At 52.8% G+C, this 26,131-nt stretch carries 24 protein-coding genes; 10 read left to right on the top strand and 14 right to left on the bottom strand.

Features of this window, described 5'->3' with window-relative positions:
• Nucleotides 1-10: 10 nt before the first annotated feature.
• The 12 genes from QWY27_RS09285 to QWY27_RS09230 all read right to left on the bottom strand — a co-directional run bounded on the left by QWY27_RS09285 (nucleotide 11) and on the right by QWY27_RS09230 (nucleotide 14,315).
• Nucleotides 11-802, bottom strand: coding sequence for an ABC transporter permease (locus tag QWY27_RS09285; RefSeq protein WP_290196969.1), 792 nt, complete (start codon nucleotides 800-802; stop codon nucleotides 11-13).
• Nucleotides 799-1,590 (bottom strand): ABC transporter ATP-binding protein, encoded by a 792-nt coding sequence (locus QWY27_RS09280; RefSeq protein ID WP_290196967.1) that lies wholly within the window; start codon nucleotides 1,588-1,590, stop codon nucleotides 799-801. Before QWY27_RS09280 ends, QWY27_RS09285 begins: the two co-directional genes overlap by 4 nt.
• Nucleotides 1,591-1,592: 2 nt before the next feature.
• The gene (locus tag QWY27_RS09275) at nucleotides 1,593-2,222 is read right to left on the bottom strand and encodes an MlaC/ttg2D family ABC transporter substrate-binding protein (protein ID WP_435433472.1); all 630 of its coding nucleotides are present in this window, start codon (nucleotides 2,220-2,222) and stop codon (nucleotides 1,593-1,595) included.
• 14 nt (nucleotides 2,223-2,236) lie between these two features.
• Complete coding sequence (locus tag QWY27_RS09270; protein WP_290196965.1) at nucleotides 2,237-3,022, bottom strand: MlaA family lipoprotein; 786 nt, start codon at nucleotides 3,020-3,022, stop codon at nucleotides 2,237-2,239.
• 14 nt (nucleotides 3,023-3,036) lie between these two features.
• Entirely contained in the window at nucleotides 3,037-3,540 is a 504-nt protein-coding gene (mlaD, locus tag QWY27_RS09265; protein WP_290196963.1) for an outer membrane lipid asymmetry maintenance protein MlaD, read from the bottom strand.
• Between the two features lie 14 nt (nucleotides 3,541-3,554).
• A complete protein-coding gene (mlaE, locus tag QWY27_RS09260) occupies nucleotides 3,555-4,340 on the bottom strand; it encodes a lipid asymmetry maintenance ABC transporter permease subunit MlaE (RefSeq protein WP_290196961.1) in 786 nt (261 codons plus the stop codon).
• Nucleotides 4,337-5,170 (bottom strand): ABC transporter ATP-binding protein, encoded by an 834-nt coding sequence (locus tag QWY27_RS09255; protein ID WP_290196959.1) that lies wholly within the window; start codon nucleotides 5,168-5,170, stop codon nucleotides 4,337-4,339. Before QWY27_RS09255 ends, mlaE begins: the two co-directional genes overlap by 4 nt.
• A gap of 120 nt (nucleotides 5,171-5,290) precedes the next feature.
• Complete coding sequence (locus QWY27_RS09250; protein WP_290196957.1) at nucleotides 5,291-6,286, bottom strand: Bug family tripartite tricarboxylate transporter substrate binding protein; 996 nt, start codon at nucleotides 6,284-6,286, stop codon at nucleotides 5,291-5,293.
• Nucleotides 6,287-6,305: 19 nt separating this feature from the next.
• Nucleotides 6,306-7,772, bottom strand: coding sequence for a glutamate synthase subunit beta (locus QWY27_RS09245; protein WP_290196955.1), 1,467 nt, complete (start codon nucleotides 7,770-7,772; stop codon nucleotides 6,306-6,308).
• Between the two features lie 9 nt (nucleotides 7,773-7,781).
• Entirely contained in the window at nucleotides 7,782-12,518 is a 4,737-nt protein-coding gene (locus QWY27_RS09240; RefSeq protein ID WP_290196953.1) for a glutamate synthase-related protein, read from the bottom strand.
• Between the two features lie 144 nt (nucleotides 12,519-12,662).
• Nucleotides 12,663-13,349 carry a hypothetical protein gene (locus QWY27_RS09235; RefSeq protein ID WP_290196951.1) on the bottom strand — a complete coding sequence of 229 codons (687 nt, stop codon included), beginning with the start codon at nucleotides 13,347-13,349 and terminating at the stop codon, nucleotides 12,663-12,665.
• A 21-nt stretch (nucleotides 13,350-13,370) separates the two neighbouring features.
• Nucleotides 13,371-14,315: an SdiA-regulated domain-containing protein gene (locus QWY27_RS09230; protein WP_290196950.1), complete on the bottom strand. Its 945-nt coding sequence runs from the start codon at nucleotides 14,313-14,315 to the stop codon at nucleotides 13,371-13,373.
• Between the two features lie 188 nt (nucleotides 14,316-14,503).
• Here QWY27_RS09230 and rpoH point away from each other — a divergent pair, with 188 nt between their 5' ends.
• Complete coding sequence (rpoH, locus tag QWY27_RS09225) at nucleotides 14,504-15,385, top strand: RNA polymerase sigma factor RpoH (RefSeq protein ID WP_290196948.1); 882 nt, start codon at nucleotides 14,504-14,506, stop codon at nucleotides 15,383-15,385.
• Between the two features lie 78 nt (nucleotides 15,386-15,463).
• Nucleotides 15,464-17,992, top strand: a complete 2,529-nt coding sequence (locus tag QWY27_RS09220; RefSeq protein ID WP_290196946.1) for a cation:proton antiporter — start codon at nucleotides 15,464-15,466, stop codon at nucleotides 17,990-17,992.
• Here QWY27_RS09220 and QWY27_RS09215 read toward each other — a convergent pair.
• Nucleotides 17,955-18,800 carry an NUDIX hydrolase gene (locus QWY27_RS09215; RefSeq protein ID WP_290196944.1) on the bottom strand — a complete coding sequence of 282 codons (846 nt, stop codon included), beginning with the start codon at nucleotides 18,798-18,800 and terminating at the stop codon, nucleotides 17,955-17,957. The two genes, QWY27_RS09220 and QWY27_RS09215, sit on opposite strands and share 38 nt — an antisense overlap.
• 217 nt (nucleotides 18,801-19,017) lie before the next feature.
• Here QWY27_RS09215 and coxB point away from each other — a divergent pair, with 217 nt between their 5' ends.
• The 5 genes from coxB to QWY27_RS09195 all read left to right on the top strand — a co-directional run bounded on the left by coxB (nucleotide 19,018) and on the right by QWY27_RS09195 (nucleotide 23,185).
• Nucleotides 19,018-20,172: a cytochrome c oxidase subunit II gene (gene coxB / locus QWY27_RS09210; RefSeq protein ID WP_290196942.1), complete on the top strand. Its 1,155-nt coding sequence runs from the start codon at nucleotides 19,018-19,020 to the stop codon at nucleotides 20,170-20,172.
• A 108-nt stretch (nucleotides 20,173-20,280) separates the two neighbouring features.
• The gene (ctaD, locus tag QWY27_RS09205; protein ID WP_290196941.1) at nucleotides 20,281-21,906 is read left to right on the top strand and encodes a cytochrome c oxidase subunit I; all 1,626 of its coding nucleotides are present in this window, start codon (nucleotides 20,281-20,283) and stop codon (nucleotides 21,904-21,906) included.
• An 8-nt stretch (nucleotides 21,907-21,914) separates the two neighbouring features.
• Nucleotides 21,915-22,031, top strand: coding sequence for a cytochrome oxidase small assembly protein (locus tag QWY27_RS15380; RefSeq protein ID WP_435433471.1), 117 nt, complete (start codon nucleotides 21,915-21,917; stop codon nucleotides 22,029-22,031).
• A gap of 21 nt (nucleotides 22,032-22,052) precedes the next feature.
• On the top strand, nucleotides 22,053-22,277 hold the full coding sequence (locus QWY27_RS09200; RefSeq protein WP_290196939.1) for a DUF2970 domain-containing protein: 225 nt from the start codon (nucleotides 22,053-22,055) through the stop codon (nucleotides 22,275-22,277).
• Nucleotides 22,278-22,309: 32 nt separating this feature from the next.
• Nucleotides 22,310-23,185 (top strand): cytochrome c oxidase subunit 3, encoded by an 876-nt coding sequence (locus QWY27_RS09195; RefSeq protein ID WP_290196937.1) that lies wholly within the window; start codon nucleotides 22,310-22,312, stop codon nucleotides 23,183-23,185.
• A gap of 98 nt (nucleotides 23,186-23,283) precedes the next feature.
• Here the strand turns inward: QWY27_RS09195 and QWY27_RS09190 are convergent, their stop codons facing one another.
• The gene (locus QWY27_RS09190; RefSeq protein WP_290196935.1) at nucleotides 23,284-23,487 is read right to left on the bottom strand and encodes a twin transmembrane helix small protein; all 204 of its coding nucleotides are present in this window, start codon (nucleotides 23,485-23,487) and stop codon (nucleotides 23,284-23,286) included.
• Nucleotides 23,488-23,522: 35 nt separating this feature from the next.
• On the opposite strand from QWY27_RS09190, the gene QWY27_RS09185 reads away from it, so the two are divergent.
• The 3 genes from QWY27_RS09185 (at nucleotide 23,523) to QWY27_RS09175 (ending at nucleotide 26,100) form a co-directional block, all read left to right on the top strand.
• The gene (locus QWY27_RS09185) at nucleotides 23,523-24,317 is read left to right on the top strand and encodes an SURF1 family protein (RefSeq protein WP_290196933.1); all 795 of its coding nucleotides are present in this window, start codon (nucleotides 23,523-23,525) and stop codon (nucleotides 24,315-24,317) included.
• A gap of 100 nt (nucleotides 24,318-24,417) precedes the next feature.
• Nucleotides 24,418-25,074: an SCO family protein gene (locus QWY27_RS09180; RefSeq protein ID WP_494338394.1), complete on the top strand. Its 657-nt coding sequence runs from the start codon at nucleotides 24,418-24,420 to the stop codon at nucleotides 25,072-25,074.
• Nucleotides 25,075-25,080: 6 nt separating this feature from the next.
• Nucleotides 25,081-26,100 (top strand): COX15/CtaA family protein, encoded by a 1,020-nt coding sequence (locus QWY27_RS09175; protein ID WP_290197129.1) that lies wholly within the window; start codon nucleotides 25,081-25,083, stop codon nucleotides 26,098-26,100.
• The last annotated feature ends 31 nt before the right edge of the window (nucleotides 26,101-26,131 follow it).

Raw genomic sequence — 26,131 nt, 5'->3', positions numbered from 1 at the left:
ATTGAAATAATTAGCTTCTGAGTTTGTAACCTGTCCCGAGCAGGCGCAGCGCGAATATCGTGAGCACAACGAACACGCCGCCTACTACCGCCAGGCTATGCCAAGGGGAGACATCAGCCACCCCGAAAAAGCCATAGCGAAAACCGTCAATCGTATAAAAAAGCGGGTTCCAGTGTGAGACTGCCTGCCAGAAGGGCGGCAAGGTATGTACTGAATAAAAAACGCCTGACAAAAAGGTCGCAGGCATGATGAGAAAGTTTTGGAACGCCGCGAGCTGATCAAACTTTTCTGAGGTCAGTCCTGCGATTAAACCCAGGATGGCCATGATGCCACAGGACAGTACCGCAAAGACAAATGCCCAGAGCGGTTGCTTGATGCCGAGCGGGACGAAATACAAAGATACCAGCCAGACGCAGCCACCCACAGCGATGCCACGCAAAATACCCGCCAGCATGTAGGCGCTAAAAAATTCCCGATGGGAAATCGGTGGCAGCAAAACAAATACAAGATTCCCGGTCACCCTGCTTTGAATCAGCGAAGACGATGGATTGGCGAAGGCGTTTTGCAACATGCTCATCATCATCAGGCCCGGGATGAGGAAGGCGGTGTAGGGCACGGTGCCGTAAACCTGTATGCGATCCTGAAGCACTTGAGCAAAGATCACCAAGTAAAGCAAGGCGGTAATGACTGGCGCAGCGATCGTTTGAAAACCGACCTTCCAGAAGCGCAGGAGCTCTTTGCCTAGAAGGGTTGGAAAACCGGAGCCTGCCCCTGGGCGGGCGGTGAGTAAGGCGCGTGTCATGGTTGTGTCTCCAGCGCATTGTTGCTCGGAGTATTCATAATGTTGACGAAGGCTTGCTCAAGACTGCCGCCAGTCCGCGCAAGAAGCGCTTGGGTTGACTCGAGCGCAACAATACGCCCTCTTTTGAGCATTGCGATTCGACCGCAAAGCGCTTCGGCTTCTTCAAGATAGTGCGTGGTTAGCATGATCGTGTGGCCTTCGCGATTGAGACGGGAAATGAATTCCCACAGGCTGCGACGCAAGTCCACATCCACACCCGCAGTCGGCTCGTCAAGTACGATGACGGGGGGGCGGTGTACCAAAGCCTGTGCAACGAGCACCCGTCGCTTCATGCCCCCGGAAAGGGCGCGCATGTTTTCATCTGCTTTGTCAGAGAGACCCAGATGAGCAAGGATCTCGTCAATCCAGTCATCATTTTTACGAAAACCAAAATAGCCCGATTGAATACGGAGTGTCTCGCGTACGGTAAAGAAGGGATCGTAGACAAGCTCTTGAGGAACGACACCCAGAGAGCGTCTGGCTGCCTGGTAATCGTTGACCACATCATGCCCGCAAACACTCGCGCGGCCGGAGGTGGCACGGCACAGTCCTGCCAGGACAGAGATCAGCGTTGTTTTACCAGCACCGTTTGGTCCAAGCAGTCCAAAAAACTCGCCATGATCAATAGTCAGGGAAACGTCACTAAGTGCTTGAAAGCCAGGGCCCTCGGGCTTTGTAAACAAACCACGCCAACCAGTGGTACGAGGAGGAAATACTTTTGAAACGTGTTCAAGTGAAACGGCGGACATGGTTATTGTTTTGCGCGTTGGTTAAGTGCGGCGATCAGTCCGTCAATACCGCTTTGATTGATCTGCTGCGTAAACTGTGTACGGTAGTTCTCGATCAGCCAGACATTTTCCACATTGATGTCATAAATCTTCCAGCCTTGGGGAGTTTTTTCAAGGCGATAGTCAAGGGCGAAGGGTTGGGAGTTGGCACGCTGCATGACTTGGGATTTCACGACTACGTCATTTGCGTTCGCATCACCTCGGAAAGGCAATGTTTTGATACTGGTTGAATCATTGACTTTCGTGAATGCGCCACTGTACGTGCGTGCGAGTGTGCCACGAAACGCGTTACTGAGTGCCACCCTTTGCTCGGGCGAGGCTTCGCGCCAGTTCCGACCTGCTGCGAGGCGAGTGGTTTTTTCAAAATTAACATAAGGCAAGATCATCTCGTCGACGATTTGATTGATCCGTTTGATATCGCCCGAACGTGCAGCCGTATCGCTTTTGAGTGCGGCTAAAACTTGGTCTGCGACCTGTTGAACAAACTCGTTTGGGGGGGCATTCGGGTTTGGTTTTTGTTGAGCGCTCACACTAGTGGTGAGACCCAGCATTAGAGCGACGAGTAGATGAAATCGTGCAATAAAGGCGAGCATTGATCTGTTTCTCATTAGTTTTTAGGAGGAATACCAAGGGCTTTGCGGTCTGCCGGAGCAGCTTCGTCATCGTCATAGTTCGGTAAATTTTCAGCATCACTGAGAGGGCCGTTGACCTGGACGGCACGGCGCTTGAGGTATGCATCCCGAATAAAGCTATAACGATCCAAGGCGGTACGATCGACGGTGTCTGTCACGTCAAGGAGTGCTTCCCGGCGTGAGACGACTTCCAAACCATAAAGCGAATTACGCACTGCGATATCATTGATCATGTGACCCCAGCCGACTTGATTCACGTAGGCGTCCGCAATTAAACCCGTCCCATCCCGTACCGTGCTGGCACCAATTAATGGCAATACGATATAAGGTCCTGAACTGATTCCCCAGACCCCCAAGGTCACCCCAAAATCGTTTGGAATGCGTTTCGCACCTGTTGTACTAGCCAAATCCAGACACCCACCCAGTCCGAGCGTGGTGTTCAGCATGACGCGACCGAATGTGTTGATCGCATCAATGTGGCGCCCCTGCAGAGAGGAGTTTAAACCGGACCAGATATCACCAAGGTTCATGAACATGTTGTGGATACAGGTGCGAATGGGCTGAGGTGTGACAAAAGCATACGCACGCGAGACGGGTTGAAAGATCGCGCGGTCAACGGTGTCGTTAAACTCGAACATTGCGCGGTTGGAGCTCTCCCATGGATCTCCAGCGATCGGTGTTTTGACAGGTTGTGTTGCACAGCCACCGAGAACGGCGAGCAAAACAATCAGCAGAAGCTTGTGAAAAGAGTGTGTGTTCATGAGTGCGGCCATGGTTATTGTTTGGGCGTACCCGTCTCTTGCGCGGGAGGTGCCTCACTGCCTTGCTTTTCAGCAGTATTAAAAAGGAACTGGCTGATCAGGCTTTCCAGAACAATTGCGCTTTGGGTGTATTGGATCGTACCGTTATTGGCGAGGTTCTTATCATCGCCACCCGCTTCGAGGCCGATATATTGTTCACCGAGCAGTCCGGAGGTTAGGATTTTCGCCGACGAGTCGAGCGGGAAAAGGAATCCTTTTTCCATATCCAGGCGCACGACGGCTTTATAAGTTTCCTTATCCAAGGAAATCGAGGCTACGCGCCCAACCACCACCCCGGCACTCTTGACCGGCGCTCTCACTTTAAGTCCGCCGATATTATCGAAGTTGGCCGATAGGGTGTAGGTCTGTGCAAAGGAAAAGCTGCTGAGATTGGCTGCGCGCAGTGCTAAAAAAGCGAGCGCTACCCCCCCAAGCAACACAAAGAGCCCTACCCACCAGTCTGTTTTTTCAGTAGACATTTAGATTCCAAAAATCAGTTGCTGAACATCAATGCGGTCAGCAGAAAATCAAGACCCAAGACAGCGAGTGAACCTGCGACCACAGTGCGGGTCGTCGCACGCGACACGCCCTCTGGGGTAGGTCGGCACTGCCAACCTTCGTAGAGCGCAATCAAGGTGACTGCCACGCCAAAAACAAGGCTTTTAATGACACCGTTCATGACGTCTTTCCAGACATCGACGCCACTTTGCATCTGAGACCAGAACGCACCGGTATCAATACCGATCATCAGCACGCCAACGATCCAGCCACCCAGAATACCGACCATCGAAAACACCGCAGCTAATATTGGCATGGCAATCACGCCACCCCAGAAACGAGGTGCCAACACTCGGCGAACCGGATCGACGGCCATCACTTCCATCGCGGCCAATTGCTCACCTGCTTTCATCAGGCCGATTTCGGCAGTCAGAGAGGTGCCGGCTCGACCAGCAAAGAGAAGCGCGGTCACGACGGGTCCGAGTTCGCGCGTCAGTGAGAGTGCGACTAACAGACCAAGCGCCTCTTCGGAGCCGTAGCGATTAAGTGTGTAGTAACCCTGTAAACCAAGAACGAAACCAACAAAAAGTCCTGAGACAGCAATAATCAGCAGTGAATAGTTGCCAATGAAGTGTATCTGTTGCGAAACGAGACGCGGACGAGAAAAAACAATACCACTGCGTTGTAATAAAAGACAGAAAAAGCGCGTGAAAGTCCCAAGTCCGCTGATCCGAGTCCGGACGCTATGACCGATCGCTGACAGATAGGTGTGTACGCTCATCGCTTGGCCTCTTGCTGTTTGAGCCAAGCGTCGAATTTAGGTGTAGTAGGGTAATCAAAGGCGACGGGCCCATCGGGCTCGCCCTTTAGAAATTGCATGACATAAGGGTCTGTGGAGTTGCCAAGTGTGTCAGGCGTACCATGCGCCTTGATGACGCCTTGCCCAATCAGATAGACGTGGTCGGCGATCGCGAATGATTCGTTGATGTCGTGGGTGATCACGACGCTCGCACAGCCCAATCTGTCTGACAAACTCCGGATCAGACGCGCGGTAATCCCCAAAGAGATTGGATCGAGACCGGCGAAAGGCTCGTCATAGAGCACAAGCTCTGGTTCAAGCACGACTGCACGCGCGAGCGCTACCCGGCGAGCCATGCCGCCGGAAATTTCTGAGACACGCAAGTGCGCAGCTGCGCGGAGTCCGACCGCCTCGAGTGCATCAAGCACGCGCGTGAGCAACTCGGGCTGCGCAAGCCTTGTGTGTTCCCTGAGGGGAAAGGCCACATTTTCAAAAACATTGAGATCGGTAAATAAGGCACCCTGCTGAAACAGTACGCCCATTTTTTGGCGTAAAGCCTGCAGTTCAGTGACATTGATTTGAGCGAGGTCTTTATTAAAAAGAGAGACTTCTCCAAGACGCGCGCGAATCTGACCTGTCGCAGCCCGCAGCAGCGTGGTTTTGCCTGAACCTGAGCCGCCCATCAGGGCCACGACTTCGCCGCGCCGGACACACAGGGAGATATCACGCAATATATCGATATCTCCATAGCCAAGCGATACGCCAGTCAGGCGCAGCACGAAGTCGTCAGGGTCGGTTGAAAGCGATGACATTGGCAGGCGTTGGGATCAAGGCTAATTAAGCCAAAGCGGGCATTCCTACCCGGACCCCTTATTGTACCGCCCGCTTACAGCCAGTCTGCGCGGCAAGGGCGCAATGACAAGGCTAATTTCTCAATTCAGCTTAATATCCGCAGTTTTGATGACTTTTGCCCATTTGGCTGTTTCATCGGCGATAAACTTTCCAAAATATTCAGGCGTACCCCCTACAGCCTGGCTGCCGACGCTGGAAATTGCCTTGGCGACATCAGGATCTTTGAGTATTTCATTGAATGCCTGGTTCAGCTTTGCGATAACAGGGGCGGGCGTGCCTGCTGGTACGACAATACCTTGCCAGTTGTAGGACTCAAAACCTTTGACACCGAGTTCGGACATGGTGGGCACGTCAGGCAGGATGGCAATGCGTTCGGCGGATGTCACGGCGATTGGACGCACGCGACCTCCTTGAATTGAAGGCAGCGCTGCATAGCCCATTTCAAACATCATGTTGAGGTGACCTGCCATCAGGTCTGTTGCGGCGGGAGATCCGCCTTTATAAGGAACATGGGTGATATCGATTTTTGTCGCATCACGAAACATTTCGCCTGAAAGGTGATGCGCGCCACCCACACCAGAGGAGCCAAAAGTCAGTTTGCCCGGATCCTTTTTGGCAAGAGCAATGAGCTCATCCAGCGTCTTGGCTGGCAAGTTATTGGCTACGCTCAAAACAAGCGGGCTATTTTCGATCAAAATGACTGGCGCCAAATCGCGAGAAACGTTGTACGGGATTTTTGGCATGAGCGTTGGATTCACGGCCAATGGCGCAAGGTTCCCGGACCCCAGCGTGTAACCATCGGGAGCCGCTTTTGCCACAAGAGCCGTACCGATCACACCGCCTGCGCCGCCTTTGTTTTCTACGACAACAGGTTGACCCAGTTTTTCGGAGAGCTTGCGTGCCAGCAGACGCATCCGGGTATCGGAAAATCCGCCTGGCGCGTAAGGCACGATGAGCGTCAAGCCCTTATTCGGCCATTGATCGACGGCTTGCGCGCGAGCAGCGATGGGCGAAGTAGCTAAGACAGTCAAAGTACTAGCTAAAGCGAACTGAACAATACGTTTCAAGTTTTTCATATAAACGACCTGTCGGGAGTTAACGTGGCAACTCACTATAGCCCATCAGATATTCATCGACTGAGCGTGCGCACTGCCGTCCTTCGCGGATCGCCCAAACGACCAGAGACTGGCCGCGGCGCATGTCACCTGCCGCAAACACCTTGTCGACGTTGCTCTTGTAGTCATCAGTATTGGCACGCGCATTGCCGCGAGGATCCTGATCGATACCAAACGCTGTTAAAACATTGCTCACGGGGGCCACAAAGCCCATCGCAAGCAGAACCAGATCGGCTTGAATATCGAATTCAGATCCTTTGATTTCTTGCATGCGCATCTGTCCGGTCGCTTCGTCTTTGATCCATTCGACGCGTGCGGCAACCAGCTTTTCAACTTTACCGTTTTTGCCTACGAGTGCTTTGCTGGTAATGGCCCAGTCACGTTCGGCACCTTCTTCATGCGAAGAGGATGTACGGAGCTTGGCGGGCCAGTAGGGCCAGGTCATTGCCTTGTTCTCAGTCTCAGGCGGGCGCGGCATGAGTTCAATCTGTGTCACAGACTTGGCGCCATGTCGATTGCTCGTGCCCACGCAGTCCGAGCCTGTATCACCACCACCGATCACCACCACATGCTTGCCTTTCGCAAGAACTTGGTTGTTTAGTTTGTCACCCGCGACGACTTTGTTCTGGGGACGCAAAAAGTCCATGGCATACATCACACCATCGAGTTCGCGGCCAGGAATGGGTAAGTCACGGGGTGTTTCACAGCCGCCAGTCAACACGATCGCATCAAATTCTTTTTGGAGCGCCTCGGGAGTTTTGACTGTCAGACCCTTTTCAGGCGCGTCATTGACTTGCCCGACATAATGGGAGGCCTTGAAGGTCACGCCTTCAGCTTCCATTTGGGCAATTCGCTGATCGATCAATTTCTTTTCAAGTTTGAAATCTGGAATTCCATAACGCAACAAGCCACCGATGCGATCGTTCTTTTCAAACACGGTGACGTCATGGCCCACGCGTGCCAACTGTTGAGCACATGCCAAGCCAGCTGGACCGGAGCCGATGATGGCGACTTTCTTGCCTGTTTTTTGCGCAGGAGCTTGGGGAACGACCCAGCCCTGTTCCCAGCCCTTGTCGATGATCGCATGTTCAATGGATTTGATGCCAACTGCATCATCATTGATGTTTAGCGTGCAAGCAGCTTCGCAAGGTGCTGGACAAATCCGCCCCGTGAACTCGGGAAAGTTATTGGTCGAATGCAGCACATCCAATGCGCCTCGCCAGTTTTGGCGGTAGACCAAATCGTTCCAGTCAGGAATGATGTTGTTGACAGGACAGCCGTTATTACAAAAGGGAATGCCGCAATCCATGCAGCGCGCTGCCTGTTTGCCCGCTTGTTCGTCGCTCAGGTGCACGACAAACTCTTTCCAATGCTTGAGTCGATTTGCGGGGGGCTCGGAGGCTTCTTGCAAGCGTTTAACTTCGAGAAATCCAGTAATTTTTCCCATGATGCTTCCTTAAGCTGCTTTAGGCTGAGGGTTGGCGGCGCGCCACATTTCTCCGAGCGCGCGCTTGTAGTCGACAGGCATGACTTTGACGAATTTGCTTCGTGCGCTGTCCCAGTTGCTGACGAGATCACGTGCGCGGAAGCTACCTGTGTAGCGGAAATGATTTTCAACCAGACGTTTCAAAATCGCTTCGTCTGTTTCGCGCTCTCCACCACGCGTCATGCTGTGCCAAATATCGATGGCTTGCTCTTTAGATTGCTCTGCAGAGGACAATACAGGCTCGAGTGCAACCATTGACGTATTGCAGCGATCGGCAAAAGACCCTTCCGGATCCCAGACATACGCAACGCCGCCTGACATGCCTGCTGCGAAGTTGCGACCGGTATCGCCCAGCACAACGACAGTACCGCCTGTCATGTATTCACAACCGTGATCGCCCGTGCCTTCAACGACCGCGGCGGCACCAGAGTTGCGAACAGCGAAGCGTTCACCGCCCACACCATTGAAGTAGGCTTCGCCACCCGTCGCGCCGTACAGTACGGTATTGCCAACGATGATGTGATCAGGGCCAAAACCGCGGAAATCATTGGGAGAGCGCACGATGATGCGACCCCCCGAGAGGCCTTTGCCCACGTAGTCGTTGGCCTCACCGACAAGGTCAAGCGTTACGCCGCGCGCAAGGAAAGCGCCAAAACTTTGGCCGGCAGTGCCGTTACACTGGATGTGAATGGTGTCATCCGGCAGGCCCTCATCACCGTAGCGTGAGGCGATGCGCCCTGACAGCATGGCGCCGATTGTGCGATTGCGGTTGCGGACCGGCACAATGAAGGAGACTTTTTCGCCGCGTTCGATTGCGGGGATGCTGCGCTCAATCAACTGATGGTCGAGCGCGGCATCAAGGCCATGATCTTGTCCTTCTGTGTGTCTGCGTGGGCTGTCGGTGGCTGGCTGATAAAACACGCGTCCAAAATCCAGTCCGTGCGCTTTCCAGTGCTCAATGCCCGAACGTGTATCCAGTAACTCTGCACGTCCAACTAAATCATCAAAGTTGCTGATACCAAGCTGCGCCATGATTTCACGCACCTCTTCTGCAACAAAGAAGAAGTAGTTTACGACGTGTTCGGGTTTGCCTTGGAATTTTTGACGCAGCACGGGGTCTTGGGTGGCCACGCCAACGGGGCAGGTATTGAGGTGACACTTGCGCATCATGATGCACCCTTCGACCACCAAGGGTGCTGTGGCGAAACCAAATTCATCCGCACCGAGCAGTGCGCCAATGACGACGTCGCGGCCGGTCTTCATTTGTCCGTCTGCCTGAACACGAATGCGGCTGCGCAGTTGGTTGAGCATCAGTGTTTGCTGTGTTTCGGCAAGACCAAGCTCCCAAGGCGTTCCCGCGTGCTTAATGGAGGAGACGGGCGAGGCGCCTGTGCCGCCATCATGACCTGAGATTGTCACGTGGTCGGCTTTGGCTTTCGCCACACCTGCGGCAACGGTTCCAACACCTACTTCTGAGACCAGCTTGACGGAAATCGAGGCACGGTCATTCACGTTTTTGAGATCGTGAATGAGTTGGGCCAGATCTTCGATAGAGTAGATGTCGTGGTGAGGCGGGGGTGAAATCAATCCTACCCCAGGCACCGAGCAACGCAGCTTGGCGATGTACTCTGAGACCTTGTGTCCGGGTAACTGTCCGCCTTCACCAGGCTTGGCGCCTTGGGCCATTTTGATTTGGATTTGATCGGCGCTTGAGAGGTATTCGGCGCTCACACCAAAGCGGCCAGAAGCGACCTGTTTGATTTTGGAGCGCATGGAGTCGCCCTCTTGCAGGGGGATGTCAGCGGCAATGCGATCAGCACCAAGTTCGCTTGCAAGCGTCGCCCCCGCTTGAATACCGCTCTTGCCGGTGCGAAGCTCACTGCGATAGCGTAATTCGTCTTCGCCACCTTCACCGGTATTTGATTTGCCGCCAATACGGTTCATTGCAACCGCAAGCACGGAGTGTGCTTCAGTCGAAATAGAGCCCAGCGACATCGCGCCTGTGGCAAAACGTTTGACGATTTCTTTTGCCGGTTCGACTTGATCCAAAGGTATGGCACGCGCAGGATCGACTTTGAACTCGAATAGTCCGCGCAAAGTCATATGACGGCGGCTCTGATCATTAATCAGCTGCGCGTACTCCTTGTATGTGCGGTAATTGTTCGCACGCGTCGCGTGTTGGAGCTTGGCGATGGAGTCGGGGGTCCACATGTGGTCTTCGCCACGCACGCGGAAGGCGTATTCGCCGCCCGCGTCCAGCGCGTTCGCCAACACGGGATCGTTGCTGAAGGCTGCCCGATGGGTGCGCAAGGCTTCTTCGGCCACTTCAAAAATACCGATACCCTCGATGGTGCTGGCGGTACCGGAGAAGTATTTGTTGACTAGATCCGTACGTAAACCCACAGCTTCGAAAATCTGCGCGCCGCAATAGGACATGTAGGTTGAAATGCCCATTTTGGACATCACTTTGTTGAGACCTTTGCCGATTGCCTTGACGTAGTTTTTGACTGCTTTTTCCGGATCTTTGCTGATTGCAGCAATGCTTTCCATCGCGAGGAAGGGATGGATGGCTTCGGCGCCATAGCCACCAAGCAGCGCGAAATGATGGACTTCTCGCGCGGAGCCGGTTTCAACGACCAAACCTGTGTTTGTGCGCAGGCCTTCGCGAATCAGATGTTGATGGATCGCTGAGGTAGCGAGCAGCGCAGGGATCGCCACATGTTCGCTATCTACGTTACGGTCAGTCAAGATCAGGACGGTATAACCGCTTTTGACTGCATCGACAGCGCGTGCGCACAAAGCGGCCAAACGTGCTTCAATGCCGTGCGCGCCCCAAGCGGCAGGATAGCTAATGTGCAGTTCGAAGCTGCGGAACTTGTCGCCCGTCAATTCGGAGATGCCGCGGATACGCGCCATTTCTTTTGCATCCAGAACAGGCTGGTTGACCTCAAGGCGCAACGGTGGATTGACATTGTTGATGTCGAGCAGGTTTGGCTTGGGCCCAATAAAGGAAACCAGAGACATCACCATTTGCTCCCGGATGGGATCAATCGGTGGGTTAGTCACTTGAGCAAAAAGCTGACGGAAATAGTTGTAGAAGGGTTTTGCACGACTTGACAGCACGGCGAGGGGCGCGTCATTACCCATCGAGCCAATTGCCTCTTCGCCGGTGTCGGCCATCACTTCGAGAACAAATTTAAAGTCCTCTTGTGTCCAGCCAAAGGCTTGCTGCCGATCGAGCAGGCTTGTGCTGACTGCTGGCAGGGTGTCGGAGGTGGGTGTGGGTAAAGACTCGAGCTTGACGCGCAAGCGGTCGATCCACTGGCGATAAGGCCGAGAGTTTGCGAGTTGCGATTTGATTTCGGCGTCGTCGATGATGCGGCCTTGCTCAAGGTCGATCAAGAACATTTTGCCGGGCTGCAAGCGCCATTTTTTGACGATGCGGTTTTCCGGAATGGGGAGGGTGCCCGCCTCGGAGGCCATGATGACCATATCGTCATCTGTGATTAGATAGCGTGCAGGGCGCAGGCCATTGCGGTCCAGCGTCGCACCGATCTGACGACCATCTGTAAATGCGACAGCGGCGGGACCATCCCATGGCTCCATCATTGCGGCGTGGTACTCGTAGAACGCGCGACGGCTGGGATCCATGTGGGTATGTTGTTCCCAAGCTTCGGGAATCATCATCATCATGGCGTGGGCCAGCGAGTAGCCTGAGTTAACAAGCAGCTCAAGGCAGTTATCGAAGGTTGCCGTGTCGGACTGACCTTCGTAAACAATCGGGTACAGTTTTTTCAGATCGTCACCCAAGACGGCTGATTGCATCATGCCTTCGCGCGCGCGCAACCAGTTGAAGTTGCCTTTGACGGTATTGATTTCACCGTTGTGCGCAATCATGCGATAGGGGTGGGCAAGCGGCCAGGCGGGGAAGGTGTTGGTCGAAAAGCGCTGGTGGACAAGCGCGACGGCTGAAACAGTCAAAGGATCTGCCAAGTCTCTGTAATAGCGACCCACTTGGTCTGCGAGCAGCAAGCCTTTGTAAACCACAGTGCGCACTGAGGCTGACGGAACGAAATATTCCTTGCCGTGAGCAAGCCCCATCGCCTGAATGGCATGGCTTGCAGTTTTACGGATGACATAAAGCTTGCGCTCAAGTGCATCCGGGACCATCACGTCGGCGCCGCGACCGATGAATAACTGTCGAATGACGGGTTCACAGGCGCGGACGGCTGGCGACATGGGCATGTCCGCATCGACAGGCACATCACGCCAGCCTAAGACGACCTGGCCTTCTGCGCGAACTGAACGATCAAGCTCCTGCTCACAAGCCAGGCGCGAGGCGATTTCTTTAGGTAGAAAGACCATTGCAACCCCATATTCACCAGGGGCTGGCAAGGAGATGCCTTTTTTAGCGAGATCCTGTCGGTAAAACGCGTCGGGGATCTGGATCAGAATGCCGGCACCGTCACCCATGAGCTTGTCGGCGCCGACTGCTCCGCGGTGATCGAGATTTTCAAGAATTTTGAGACCCTGCTCAATGATGGCGTGACTTTTTTGGCCCTTGATGTGAGCAACAAAACCCACGCCACAGGCATCATGCTCATTGGCGGGGTTGTAGAGTCCCTGAGCCTTTGGTAGCCCGGCAGCAGGCAGGGCAGCGGCCTGTGAGGCCTTTGAGGGATGAAAATTTAGAGGAAAAGTCGACATGTTGAGCTCCAGGGACTGGACTGCTATGTTGCAGCGCAAGAGCGCAACAATACCCTTGAAAATCAAGCCTTGCAAGAAAATAAAGAAGGGTGCGTCCCCAATTAATAGGATGCACTACTAAGGTGCAAAATAAATGGGGACGGATCAGTATTTTCTTGGGCGGCCGCGCGGTTTTGGCGTAACACGCCGCGTCGCACTTTTTTGCAACTCCAAGACGAACGCCTCATCACCTAGCGCCCACTGGCCTCTCAGGAATTGTTTGATTTGTAGCTCGGATGCCGCTGACAGACCTTCGGTCAAGCGCTTGCGATAGTTTGCCTGTCGATCGAAAGGGGTATTTCCACATTGCCAGTAGTCGGGATGGGGCTGCAGCCAGGCAGGAAGCTGACCGGCTACGCCAGCATGCAAGGGTGCCGATGACCACGGCCAAGCCTCCGCATCGGTGACGAGTTTTTCTCGAATCGGTTGTTGCTCCAGCCAAAGCAGTGAAGGTAAAACCCAAAGCCCCGGTTGGGGAATCATGGAGTGATAGCGACCGGAAAAGACGCTACCCAGACCGAGTAGAGGGGCGAGTTTGCGACCAATACCTTGCACGAGGCTGGGTAGACTTTTGTCATGTTTAGGCGTCGCGAGCAACAAAATGTATTGTGGGGTGACAGACCAGCCGTGAATCGTCGTCTGACATACTGAAGAAAGCTGGCCAAGCCAATAGACCAAGTCACGATAATAGTGATGTGGAGGCGTTTGCAGGGCTTGTTGTGCGGAGCTGGTGAACTGGATCGACACCAACTGTGCGTAACCCGATGCGTAGAGTCGGGGTTGTCTGGCCATTACCGGAGCGAATGCCTCGTATCAGGGTTTTTTAAGCCGGTAAAAAAGATTGGGTTCGCTGACAATATAAAGGTTGCCGGAGTCATCGGTTGCGATGCCTTCCGGACGCGGCATTGGCTTTGAACCCTTGGGTGAGAGGGACAGCATACCGCGCCCTTTTCCACTGTCACCATCGAGTTGCACGATCATTTGAGATTCTTCGCTTAATAAAAACACCCTACCATTACTTGGATCCGCCTCAACTGAAGATAAATCTGTCGCAAAAGGCACCTCATCGAGCCAGTGGCTGATGTTTTCGATCCTCAAGCCGCGCGAATCAGGGGACTGAAGATAATTGAGTCCACTGACACGATAAAGCGTTCTGGGACTGTGTTCTTTGGAAATGTAGAGACGATCACGCTTGAGGTCGTAACCTAAGCCGTTAAAGCCTTGGTTCGCGTCTTCACCCTCGCCAAAGCGCAGTAATAGAGCAAAAGCGCGCGTAACGTCTAGTGTCTGTGGGGTAGAAGGTATTTCAGTCAGCACAACCCTATTGCGCTTACCGTTCACAAGCGCCACGCGGTTACCGCCCATCCACGCAATACCGTTGATCTCGGACATTCCCTTGACAGGGAAGGTGGCGAGCAGCTGACCTTCCGTAGAGAGCACAACGATAGAGGTGGGTTTATTTACAACAGCCAAGAGGCGTTTTTGCAACGGATCGTAGGCGAGCCCGGCGAACTTTCCTTCGAGTCCTTGAACGGCACGGGGCGCATCTGGTTTGGCAAAACCGGTCAGCGTATTGCCGCCTTCGGCAGTAATTTTCTTTTCCCACTCGGCTTGTTTCGCCGCAAGACCCGAAATCCAACGGTAAGCGACCTGTTCAGCGTGGTAATAACGCACGCCGATGTAAGTCGCCCAGCCCACGGCGATGACGAGTAGGCAGGCAAGCAAAATTTTGGAAAGAAACTTGACTAAGTCGGACATACCCAAATCCAGGGACAAACAAAAGCATCTCAGACTCGACAGGCTATCTGAAGGACGCCTCTCAGATTAACACTCTGACGAGTAATACGGAACTTTCCTCTGATAAAACCGTCATATTGGCACTCGGGGAGTTCGAGTGCTAAAATTAAAACTTGGATGACGCCTCGTTAAAGGGAGTCTTTCTCATTATGACAAATACGGCAGCTTTGACCTTGCAACCTAGTCAACTCGCAATGGCTATTTCGAATCCCGGCTCGCTCGGGACGATTGAGGCCTATATCTCTACGGTAAATCGCTTGCCTGTGCTGACGCCAGAGCAAGAGAGTGAGCTTGCCCGTCGCTTGCGTGACAGTCAAGATATCGATGCCGCAAGAGAGTTGGTTTTGTCACATCTGAGACTGGTTGTTTCGGTGGCGCGTCAGTATCTTGGCTATGGATTGCCTCATGCTGATTTGATTCAAGAAGGTAATGTCGGCCTCATGAAGGCTGTCAAGCGTTTTGATCCCGAGCGTGGGGTCAGGCTGGTTTCGTTTGCAGTGCATTGGATCAAAGCTGAAATACACGAATACATTGTCCGCAACTGGAGGATGGTCAAAGTCGCCACGACAAAGGCGCAGCGTAAGCTTTTCTTTAATTTGCGCAGCATGCGTCCTGACGGCCAGACACTCGACTCCAAGCAAGTCGATGACATCGCGGCACAACTCAATGTTCGCACTGAAGATGTTCGCGAGATGGAAGTCAGACTGTCCGGCCGCGAAATGTCGCTTGAAAATCAAGATGACGATGAGGACGCCTACGCACCGATTGCTTATTTGTCCGATGAGGGTCATGATGATCCGACTCAGGTGCTTGAGCGACGCGCGGAGGACATGATGCGTGGCGCAGGCCTTGATCGTGCACTCGATGCCTTGGATCCACGCTCACGGCGTATTGTGCAGGCGCGCTGGCTTCAGGACGATAGTGGCGCGACGCTGCATGACTTGGCCGAGGAGTTTGGCGTATCGGCTGAGCGTATTCGCCAGATCGAAGTGGCCGCCATGAAAAAAATGCGTTTGGCTCTGGCGCATTAAGGTCAATATTTACAAACTTCACGTACCATAGGGTTCTGTTATCAGGCGTTGTTCAGGGCGCCTACGGAATCCTTCGGTATGGACATTCATTCATTCGTTTTCGGCCTCACGGGCTTGCTTGCTCTGGTGTGCTTCATGCCGCCTCTTGCAGGACGAGTCAAGCTTCCGTATTCTGTTTTCTTGGCAATCGCAGGCTGTGTGCTTGGATATGTTTCTCATGTCCATCAGTGGGCGCCTCCAGTCTTGGGCGAGTTCTTGACGATCCTCAGCACTTTTGAAATATCGTCAGATACATTTTTAGTCGTATTTCTACCTATCCTGTTATTCGAGGCTGCTCTTGCGATGAACGTGCGCAGGTTGCTCGATGACCTCGGTCCCATATTGATGATGGCGGTGGTGGCCGTCATTATCAGTACAGTGTTTGTGGGAGTGATGCTTTCACAGGTCTCAGGATTCAGCCTGGTTGTCTGTCTTTTACTGGGGTCGATCGTTGCCACGACGGATCCTGCGGCGGTGATTGGTATTTTCAAGGAAGTCGGTGCGCCAGCCAGACTTAATACCTTAGTAGAGGGTGAGAGTTTGTTAAACGATGCGGCTGCGATCGCGCTGTATGCGGCGCTCATGGGTGTGTTATCTCATACCGCAGAGTTGGGTTTTGGCTCTTTGTCACAAAATTTCCTCTACCTCTTTATCGGTGGTGGCGTGACGGGGTTTGTGCTGGCGCGCCTCGCCTGTTTGTCCTTCCCTTTATTGCGTGGTTGGCCGGCTGCAGAGATTTCATTAACGATTTCAGTTGCGTATCTTTCCTATTTTGTGTCTGAACACTATCTTCATGTGTCAGGCGTGGTGGCGACGGTTGTCGCGGGTTTAGTGGTGGGTTCAACAGGACGCACCAGAATGGCTCCAACGACATTTGTGACGTTGTCACAGTCCTGGCACCAGTTTGGTTTTTGGGCAAATTCTCTCATCTTTTTATTCGCGGCGATGCTGATTCCAAAGGTGATGGCTAATGCGACGTGGATTCATTTTTTCTATGTTTTCATTGTGTTCGCGGGCACACTCATGGCGCGTGCAATCGTGGTGTTCGGACTTGTACCGCTCCTTTCTTTTTCTGGTTTGGGTGCGCGGATCGGTACACGCTTTCGCGTTGTATTGTGGTGGGGAGGGCTCAGAGGCGCATTGTCTCTTGCGCTTGCGCTTGCGGTGACTGAGCGGACGAGTTTGCCAATTGAGGCACGCGAATTTATTGCGATTACGGTAACCGGTTTTGTACTGGCCACTCTTTTTATCAATGGCTTGTCCTTGCAGCCGATGATCAAAATGCTGGGGCTGAATTTGCTCACCAAAAAAGAGAGTGCGCTACGCAATCAGGCTGTGATTGTCGCGACTGCGATGATTCAACAAGAAACGGATGAAATCGCGCGTTCAGAGCAGGTGTCCGGCGCAGCACGCGATCGAGTGTATGCCGCGTTCAGTAAAAGTATAGAAGAGGGGAGTGAGCTTCACATCGAGCATTTCTCTATCAAGGAGCGTGTTGATCTGGGTCTGACGATTCTCGCGCGACAGGAGTATGAGCGATATTTTGATGTGCTTAAGCATCAGATTATCGATCGTAATATGGCGGAGCGGTTGCTCGGTCGCGCTGAGCGGCTCGAGGAGGCCGTTCGTTTAAGAGGTGTAAAAGGTTTTGAAACAAGTACAGCACGTGCCATGCGTTACCCCCGACGTTTCAGGCAGGCAATGCGTGTGTATGAGATATTTGGCGTGCAGCGTTGGCTAGCGTATGAATTGAGTCAGCGCTTTGTCGCGCTCATGTGTATGCGCTCGATCTCCCAACAATTATTGGATTTCATCTCCAGCAAGTTGCCTGATATTTTGGGAGCGGAGGCTTGCGAGCGGCTTAGCGAATTACATACACAACGTTTGTCTTTCATTAGAGAAGCGCTGCATGCCCTGGAGTTGCAATATCCAAATTATTCTCTGTGGATGCAGGAGCATTATCTTGGTCGTATCGCCAGACGTCTGGAGAGAGAGCGTTATGGCGAAATGTTCGATCAGTCTCTAATTAGTGGAGAGGTCTACGAAAACCTGTCGACTCAAGTCACCAAGCGCTGGGCGTTTCTAGATAAAGACGCAGCCTTGGATATTGAAATGAATGCAACCGAACTGGTTGCGCGCGTTCCCCTGTTGACGGGTCTGCCTTTTGATGCGCAGCGCTCTGTCACTAGAATGCTAAAACCTCGACTTTTTTTACCTGACCAGCTGATTTGGGGTAAAAAAGTCCCGCCGTTTGGTCTTTATATTGTCGCCTCGGGGGCGGTCACGATTTTGTTGCCTGATGGCACCCATGTTGAACTAGGCTCGGGTGAGTTTTTTGGCGAGATGTATCTGCTTGATCATGACGTGCCGGAAAACTTCGAAGTCCGGTCTTTAGGCTATAGCAAGGTGCTTTGTTTGCCAGCCAAGGATTTTGACCAGTTATTGTCCAAAGATCCCGCCATTCGAGAGGCGATTGAACAGGTTGCCAAGCAGCGGATGCGTGCCCTTGAAGTCTGGCGCGCCCAGCAAACTAGTCCGCTGCCCGTTGCCACAAGTCCTCAGCAATGACAATCGATGCTTCGAGGGTAAAGGCGTCTTCCAGCAACATTTTGTAAAGGGTCATGGTATCCAACAGCTGGATGTCCATCACTTCGCCATCACGATTTGTTGGTTGAATACGATCTGGTAGTATGCACTCACATGTCAGAACAGCCTCTGTTTGAAAGCCTTCTGGAATACGACGCTTCATATGGGCGATGGTGCGAAGGGGGGTCCGTGTCGCAATATCCGGCGCATCCAGACCCGCCTCTTCGTCAGCCTCTCTAACCAACGCTAATTCAGCGTCCTCCAGATTGCCCACGAGTCCTCCAACGAGGGTATCCCACATTCCTGGATCGGTTGCCTTGGTCAGGGCCCGTCGAGCCACCCACAGGCGCCCATCTTTAGACCAGCCGCTTAGGTGTACGGCTCGCGTGGTGAGCCCGAGCGGTCGCATGACGCCCCGCTCGATGGCAGCAATCCGGATGGGGGATGACAGAGAGGGTTCGTTTGGAGTCGTCCAGACATCGAGCAACTCATTGCGCCATCCTGGCGCACAGCCGGCGGCCTTCAGTTTCAAGGCTATTTCGGCTAGCAGTGCGTCCAGAGGCTCGCCCAGAGGAACATTTTCACCAATATGTGCTGCAGTAGCACTCAAACATAGTCCATTGGTACCCATCAGAGCCTGCGCTGCGTCCGGGAAAAGCCAGCCGCAGCGTTGGCCTGCAATATATAGAGGCATGGACCCTTGAACAGGTTCTTGGGTGGCACGCTTCAGAAGGCTTGTTAGAAGCGTTTGAAGGCCTTGGCGTGTTGGGAAAAGCGAAGTTTTTGACATGTTTTGCATACGCCTGATGGGGTAAAGGGATTGTAGTGCAGCATGGATGCCAAGGCTGCGCTACAATCACCACCGTTTCTTTGCGATACGTGCTAATACGTGGAGGATTTCCTCCTATGATTGGCCATACAATAATTCTGCGCAGGGTGTTCGAGCGGGGCGGTTTTTTGTCGCCAATCGTTGGATTCGCCTAGGTGCGATGTGTTTAGAGGTCAGCATGAAGAAGTTGAGAGGGTTACTGGGCGCCTGTGCCATGCTTTTTGCAGGCATCGCGAGTGCGCAAGTACAAGACATGCCCGGTGGGCCGCGCGTCAATCAGCTCAATCTCCCCGAGGGAGTGAACCAGATCGCGCGCGATGTGGCTTGGTTGCATTGGTTCATGTTGATCATCTGTCTGGTGATCTTCGTAGCAGTTTTCGGTGTCATGTTCTACTCGATTTGGGCACACCGTAAATCACGCGGTCACAAACCTGCCACATTTCATGAGCACATGGGTGTCGAAGTCGCTTGGACTGTTGTGCCATTCCTTATAGTGATTGCGATGGCGTTGCCGGCGACCCGTACCGTTGTCGCCATGAAGGATACGAGTGGTGCGGATATGACTGTCAAAGTCACTGGTTACCAATGGAAGTGGGGCTATGAGTACATCGACGGCCCTGCCGCAGGCGTCAAGTATTTGTCCAACCTCTCCACTCCTCGCGCACAGATTGAAAACAAAGAGCCCAAGGGTCCCTTTTATCTGATGGAAGTGGATAATCCGCTGGTAGTGCCTGTCGGCAAAAAGATTCGCGTGGCTGTCACGGCTGCCGACGTGATCCACTCGTGGATGGTGCCTGACTTGGCCGTCAAGCAGGATGCGATCCCTGGTTTCGTGCGCAATACTTGGTTCCGCGCCGACAAGATCGGCGAGTTCCGTGGTCAGTGTGCCGAGTTGTGCGGTAAGGATCATGCATTCATGCCGATTGTCGTGAAAGTCGTCTCCGAAGAAGACTACGCCAAATGGGCTGCTGAACAGAAAAAACTGCTGCTTGCGGCAGCCGATGATCCAAATAAAGAGTGGACGGCTGCAGAGCTGATTTCTCGCGGTGAGAAAGTTTACGCAGCGAACTGCGTGGCCTGCCACCAAGGTAGCGGCAAAGGTGTCATGGGCGCTTTTCCAGCGCTTGATGGCAGCCCATTGGTCATGGGCCCCAAGGCTGCAAACATCGAAATTTTGTTGAAAGGCAAGCCCGGTACGGCGATGGCTTCTTTCGCGCAGCTTAATGATGTCGAGATTGCTTCTGTCATCACTTATACGCGTTCGGCATGGACAAATGCAGGCAAGGGTAAAGACCCGGTTGTTTCGCCTGCTGAAGTCAAGGCTGCGCGCTAAGCAAGCACGTAGTTGGCATTGTGTTGGTTAAGTCAAACGGATCATTTCGTATAGATCGTTGTCCTCTCCTACAAAGAGAGGGCGGCCTAAGCAGGATAGGAGTTCGCCATGAGTAGCATTCCAGCAGATCACATTGGTGGCCACGGCCACGGTCATGACCACGATCATGCGCACGATCACGACCACCACGGTCCATCGCTGCATGGTTGGCGTCGTTGGTTGTTCGCAACCAACCACAAAGATATTGGTACGATGTACCTGATTTTTTCTTTTGCGATGCTTCTCGAGGGTGGCCTGTTGGCGCTCTTGCTGCGCACAGAGTTGTTCGAGCCAGGCTTGCAGTTTTTCCGTCCCGAGTTGTTCAACCAATTCACGACCATGCACGGTCTGATTATGGTGTTCGGCGCGATCATGCCCGCCTTTGTTGGCTTTGCAAACTGGATGATTCCTTTGCAAATCGGCGCGTCAGACATGGCATTCGCCAGGATGAACAACTTCAGTTTCTGGCTGTTGCCCGTCGCAGGTATCTTGCTGACCGCCTCGTTCTTTGTGCCCGGTGGCGCAACGGCAGCCGGCTGGACCCTTTATGCTCCGCTCACGGCGCAGATGGGTCCTGGCATGGACTTGGCGATTTTTGCTGTTCACATCATGGGTGCTTCATCCATCATGGGTGCAATCAACATCGTCGTGACGATCTTGAACATGCGCGCACCTGGCATGACACTGATGAAAATGCCTTTGTTCTGCTGGACATGGTTGATCACCGCCTACCTCCTGATTGCTGTGATGCCCGTCTTGGCTGCTGCAATCACCATGGTGTTGACCGACCGCCATTTCGGCACGGGCTTCTTTAATGCCGCAGTGGGTGGCGATCCAGTTCTGTACCAGCACATTTTCTGGTTCTTTGGTCACCCCGAGGTCTACATCATGATTTTGCCGGCTTTCGGCATTATCTCCGCCATTGTTCCGGCTTTTGCCCGCAAGCAGTTGTTTGGCTATGCCTCGATGGTTTACGCGACAGCGTCGATCGCGATCCTGTCGTTTATCGTTTGGGCGCACCACATGTTTGCAACAGGTATGCCTGTGACAGCGCAGTTGTACTTCATGTACGCCACGATGTTGATTTCGATCCCGACTGGCGTCAAGGTGTTTAACTGGGTTGCCACAATGTGGCGTGGTTCCATGACCTTTGAAACGCCAATGCTTTTCTCTGTTGGCTTCATTTTTGTGTTCACGATCGGCGGCTTCACCGGGCTGATCCTGTCAATGGCGCCGATTGATATCCAGGTACATGATACGTATTACGTTGTGGCGCACTTCCACTATGTGCTGGTTGCAGGCTCCCTGTTCGCACTGTTCGCAGGTACCTACTACTGGCTGCCAAAGTGGTCAGGCTACATGTATGACGAGCGTCTGGGCAAGTGGCACTTCTGGATGAGCATGATCTCTTTCAACATCACTTTCTTCCCGATGCACTTTATGGGTTTGGCCGGGATGCCACGCCGTTATGCCGACTATGCCGCGCAGTTTACTGACTTCCATATGATTGCTACGATCGGCGCTTTCTGGTTCGGTTTGTCGCAGTTGTTGTTCCTCTACATCGTCTTGAAGGCTTATGCCGGAAAGGGTGAGCGCGCACCTGCCAAGCCATGGGAAGGTGCCGAGGGTCTGGAGTGGACAGTTCCATCGCCCGCACCGTTCCATACTTTTGAGACTCCGCCACAGGTTAAGTAGGATTACGGATGACTCCTGAGCAACGTCGCAAGAACAAGCGGGCCGGATTGATATTTCTGGTGCTTGTGCTTGTGATGTTTGGCTGGACAATAGGAAGACAGTTTTACGTGCATTACTTTTCCTGATTCAGGTGAGGAGTTGTACACATGAGTCAGGATATAAAAGAACTATCTCAGCGCAAGCTGAACTTTTTCCAAACGCTCAAGGCTATTTCATGGGCCATGTTCGGAGTAAGAAAAGGCAAGGGGTACGAAGAAGATATCGCCAAGCTTAATCCTGTGCATCTTGTGGTTGCCGGTTTGTTGTTTGGCGTGATATTTGTGGTGAGCCTTGTGTTGATTGTCCAATGGGCCGTCGCAAGTCTCAGCTAGAAAATTTAATTATTTGTAGTTTGGAGAACAATATGAGTGCATCCCACTCTGGTCACGTTAAAGAGGCACCTTACTATTACGTGCCCGCAGATTCGTCGCACCCAGTCAGTGCCAGTATCACGCTGCTTGTCGTGATGCTGGGAGCTTCGGCTTGGGTAAATGGCGTAGATGCTGGCAAATGGGCCGTCTTTGCTGGCTTGCTTGGCTTGTTCGTTGTGCTGTACCGTTGGTTTGGCGATGCGATTCGCGAATCCGAATCGGGCTTGAACAGCAAACGCATCGATGCCTCCTATCGCTGGAGCATGAGCTGGTTCATCTTCTCCGAAGTCATGTTCTTTGCGGCATTTTTCGGCGCCCTCTGGTATACACGTGTTGTAACCATGCCTTGGCTGGGTGACCTTGACCATAAACAGCTTCTCTGGCCTGATTTTAATGCTGTGTGGCCCAATCTCGGACCTGCTGGCGTGGTGGAAGCCTTTGAAACGATGGGGCCATTCTGGTTGCCCACGATCAACACGGCTTTGTTGTTGGCATCCGGCGTGACCCTGACAATCTCTCATCACGCATTGCGTGAAAATCATCGCGGCAAGGCAAGCTTCTGGCTATTCGCAACGATTGTTCTGGGTTTTGTTTTTGTGGCTTGTCAGGCGTACGAGTACATCTACGCGTACTCCTCGTTGAATCTGCGTTTTGATTCGGGTGCCTACGGCTCCTTGTTCTACATGTTGACAGGCTTTCACGGTTTTCACGTGCTGCTTGGCGCGACAATGTTGACTGTCATCCTGATTCGTTTGCTGAAAGGTCACTTCACCGCAGACAATCATTTTGGTTTCGAAGGCGCAGCTTGGTATTGGCACTTCGTTGACGTCGTGTGGCTTGGACTTTATATCTTCGTGTACTGGTTCTAATTTCTCTATTCAATCGCGACATAACGTCGCGTTCAAGAAAAAGGGCCAGCGCGAAGCTGGCCCAAATTTTTTAGTGTGATCGAATGTGCGTTGGGAGGCTAACGTTTAAAGCCGGTCGTCTCGATCCAACCCATCCAGTGAGAGAAAAGCAGAAAGAGAAATAGGATAACGGATAAACTGATCCGCACTGTCAGCGCATTGACGGTTTTGTTGGATGTCCCTTTATCGCGCATGAGATAGAACAGCGCCGATCCGAGGCTGCCTAAAATGCCTACGAAAGCAATGATGACCAAAATACGCATGACAGACCTCATTGAAAGAAGAGATTATCGCAGAGATGAAGCATCCAACCCCCAACAGATTGACCGTGATTGCCTTAATTCTTTTGGGGGCAGTTGCGGTGATATGTCTCCTGCTAGGGCGTTGGCAGCTCGATCGTGCGGCTGAAAGAAGGGAGGTCGCAGCCACAATAGAGGCTGGGCGACGCGCGCCTGCGCTGAAGCTTTCTGCAAATGTGCCGCCTGCCGAGTTGCAGGCTTGGCGACCTGCTGTCGCTCAGGGCGAATGGCGAAGTGAATGGAGTGTTTTGTTAGATAACAGAAACCTGGATGGACGGCCGGGCTTATGGCTAGCCACTCCTTTGATGGTGGATGCTGAAACCGCTGTGCTTGTATTAAGGGGTTGGCTGGAGAGACCAATCGCGAATCGTCCCGTTGCAAGCGTTCCGACGGAGACGACAAGCGTTCAGATAGGCGGTGAGTTGGCGGTCCGCGTGCCCAGACTCTTTGAACTTTGGACAAGCCAAGCCCATGCGGCGGCGAGTTTGCCTCAAGGGTGGAAGGGTACAAAACAGCCGGTGGAGGGTTACGTCGATCCACTGCTTTTAATTCGCCTACAAAATCTTGATTTAGATGAGTTTTCGCAAAAAACAGGATTGAAGTTTTTGCCAACTGTGTTGATGCAGACTTCTGGACATTCGGATGCCGTCTTAAAACGCGTTTGGCCCGAACCCTCCGTCGATGCTGACAAAAACATCGGATATGCCACCCAGTGGTTTGGTTTTGCTGGCATCGTATTAATAGCCTTTTTGGTGATTGTTTGGCGTCTTTTGCGCATGCGCCAATCACCGTAAAAGTGTGCTGCTATTCTTGCCAGTTCAAGGAATCGCTGTAAAGTACAACTAAGATAATCGTAGATGATTGATAGATGGAATTGCTGTGACCGAATCCCGAATTAAATCAACTGGTCCGACACATGCGGCTGCGGACCAACAGAAGCAATTACGTTCGAAGACTCCGCTTATCATTATTTTGTTGATGAGCTTGGCGCCCGTAATTGGCGCACTCCTTGTTTACTTCAATCCTGAATGGCGTCCTGAAGGAAGTGCCGCCTATGGTGAATTGGTAGAACCCCAACGCCCCATGCCCTCGGCACAAGCTTTGCCTTTGACTAGCTTGGATGGTCAGCCCTTCGATCTGAATTCCTTGAAGGGTAAGTGGATCATGATGGCAGCCGATGGCGCTGAGTGTTTAGAGGCTTGCGCACGCAAGCTTTTCATAATTCGTAATACTCACGCGAGCCAGGGTAAACATGTTGAGCGACTCGCACGAGTGTGGTTCATCACCGATGACGCGCCTGTTCCAGAGAAAGTACTAGAGGCATACAAGGGGGCCGTGATGGTCAGGGTCAATCCCGTATTGCTTCAACAGTTCTTGCTTGCCGGCGCACCAGGTTCAGTCACGCCGGAACAGGCGCGCAAAGCACTGTCAACTCCGATGTGGGTCATCGATCCTCTTGGTAATTTGATTTTGCAGTACCCTGCTGCCGCGGATCCGGAGCTCTTTCGCAAGGACATTCGCAAACTCATCCAGAATTCGAGGATTGGGTAAATGAAGCTGGATAAAACGCCCAGGAATCGCTACCGCAAACTGGTATTCCTGACTTGGTTTTTGACACTCGATTTAATTATGTTTGGTGCGTTTGTCCGCCTGACAGATTCAGGACTCGGGTGCCCGGACTGGCCTGGTTGCTATGGCAGTGTGACCCCAATCGGTGCCTTGGATTCCATACGCCAAGCGGCACAAGCGATGCCGGATGGGCCTGTGACCTTGCCTAAAGCATGGATAGAAATGATCCATCGCTATGTTGGTGCGCTGTTGGGTTTCCTGATTATTATGATTTCATGGATGGCATGGCGACATCGCACTCAGTTCGAGTATTCACCAAGGCTCGCTTTCGTCACCTTGGCTGCAGTGTGTTTGCAGGGCGCATTTGGTGCTTGGACTGTGACGATGAAGCTGATGCCTTTGATCGTTACGGCCCACTTGCTTGGCGGCATGTCTTTGCTGGCTTTGATGACCTGGCTCGCGGCGCGCGAGCGATCTTATCCCGCTTTACGAGCCGAGTCTTTGCGCTATTCACCCTGGGTAGCAATTGGTCTTGTATTGTTATTCATGCAAATCGCCTTGGGTGGATGGGTGAGTACCAATTACGCTGCATTAGCCTGTATGGATTTTCCAAAATGTAATGGCAGTTGGTACCCGCCGATGGACTTGAAGAGTGGTTTTTCTCTGGTGCGAGGCTTGGGTGAGATGCCAAGTGGCGAGATGATTTCTCAAATGGCGCTGACCGGTATTCACTGGGTGCATCGTAACTTTGCCTTTGTGATCTTCGCCTTTATGGGATTTCTCAGCTGGAAGCTCATGAAAGATCCGGGACTCAAGGGGCCGTCGCAGCTGGTGCTTGCCCTGTTGGTCGCACAATTGTTTACCGGACTGACAACAATTTTCTTTCAGTGGCCTCTCCTGATTGCGGTTTTACATAATGGCGGAGCGGCAGGCTTGGTGCTTGCGACGGTGACTTTGCTGTTTCGACTAGGACACACCGCCCGATCTTCCGCTGCTTCTCACGTATAGCTTATTCAGTTCAGACGACTGGCGGGGGTGG

The organism is Zwartia vadi, from assembly GCF_030410375.1.
GTDB classification, from domain to species: Bacteria; Pseudomonadota; Gammaproteobacteria; order Burkholderiales; family Burkholderiaceae_B; genus Zwartia; species Zwartia vadi.
Note: the sequence above shows the minus strand (reverse complement) of the source record. Positions and strands in the feature narration are given on the sequence as shown.

Excerpts from the sequence above, each read along its gene's own strand:
- rpoH (WP_290196948.1), top strand. The coding sequence starts at position 14,504 with ATGACAAATACGGCAGCTTTGACCTTGCAACCTAGTCAACTCGCAATG.
- QWY27_RS09190 (WP_290196935.1), bottom strand. The coding sequence starts at position 23,487 with ATGCGTATTTTGGTCATCATTGCTTTCGTAGGCATTTTAGGCAGCCTC.
- mlaE (WP_290196961.1), bottom strand. The coding sequence starts at position 4,340 with ATGAGCGTACACACCTATCTGTCAGCGATCGGTCATAGCGTCCGGACT.
- QWY27_RS09240 (WP_290196953.1), bottom strand. The coding sequence starts at position 12,518 with ATGTCGACTTTTCCTCTAAATTTTCATCCCTCAAAGGCCTCACAGGCC.
- QWY27_RS09235 (WP_290196951.1), bottom strand. The coding sequence starts at position 13,349 with ATGGCCAGACAACCCCGACTCTACGCATCGGGTTACGCACAGTTGGTG.
- QWY27_RS09230 (WP_290196950.1), bottom strand. The coding sequence starts at position 14,315 with ATGTCCGACTTAGTCAAGTTTCTTTCCAAAATTTTGCTTGCCTGCCTA.
- QWY27_RS09215 (WP_290196944.1), bottom strand. The coding sequence starts at position 18,800 with ATGTCAAAAACTTCGCTTTTCCCAACACGCCAAGGCCTTCAAACGCTT.
- QWY27_RS09200 (WP_290196939.1), top strand. The coding sequence starts at position 22,053 with ATGAGTCAGGATATAAAAGAACTATCTCAGCGCAAGCTGAACTTTTTC.
- QWY27_RS09285 (WP_290196969.1), bottom strand. The coding sequence starts at position 802 with ATGACACGCGCCTTACTCACCGCCCGCCCAGGGGCAGGCTCCGGTTTT.
- coxB (WP_290196942.1), top strand. The coding sequence starts at position 19,018 with ATGAAGAAGTTGAGAGGGTTACTGGGCGCCTGTGCCATGCTTTTTGCA.
- QWY27_RS15380 (WP_435433471.1), top strand. The coding sequence starts at position 21,915 with ATGACTCCTGAGCAACGTCGCAAGAACAAGCGGGCCGGATTGATATTT.
- QWY27_RS09185 (WP_290196933.1), top strand. The coding sequence starts at position 23,523 with ATGAAGCATCCAACCCCCAACAGATTGACCGTGATTGCCTTAATTCTT.
- QWY27_RS09220 (WP_290196946.1), top strand. The coding sequence starts at position 15,464 with ATGGACATTCATTCATTCGTTTTCGGCCTCACGGGCTTGCTTGCTCTG.
- QWY27_RS09195 (WP_290196937.1), top strand. The coding sequence starts at position 22,310 with ATGAGTGCATCCCACTCTGGTCACGTTAAAGAGGCACCTTACTATTAC.
- QWY27_RS09245 (WP_290196955.1), bottom strand. The coding sequence starts at position 7,772 with ATGGGAAAAATTACTGGATTTCTCGAAGTTAAACGCTTGCAAGAAGCC.
- QWY27_RS09280 (WP_290196967.1), bottom strand. The coding sequence starts at position 1,590 with ATGTCCGCCGTTTCACTTGAACACGTTTCAAAAGTATTTCCTCCTCGT.
- QWY27_RS09255 (WP_290196959.1), bottom strand. The coding sequence starts at position 5,170 with ATGTCATCGCTTTCAACCGACCCTGACGACTTCGTGCTGCGCCTGACT.
- QWY27_RS09275 (WP_435433472.1), bottom strand. The coding sequence starts at position 2,222 with ATGCTCGCCTTTATTGCACGATTTCATCTACTCGTCGCTCTAATGCTG.
- ctaD (WP_290196941.1), top strand. The coding sequence starts at position 20,281 with ATGAGTAGCATTCCAGCAGATCACATTGGTGGCCACGGCCACGGTCAT.
- QWY27_RS09250 (WP_290196957.1), bottom strand. The coding sequence starts at position 6,286 with ATGAAAAACTTGAAACGTATTGTTCAGTTCGCTTTAGCTAGTACTTTG.
- mlaD (WP_290196963.1), bottom strand. The coding sequence starts at position 3,540 with ATGTCTACTGAAAAAACAGACTGGTGGGTAGGGCTCTTTGTGTTGCTT.
- QWY27_RS09270 (WP_290196965.1), bottom strand. The coding sequence starts at position 3,022 with ATGAACACACACTCTTTTCACAAGCTTCTGCTGATTGTTTTGCTCGCC.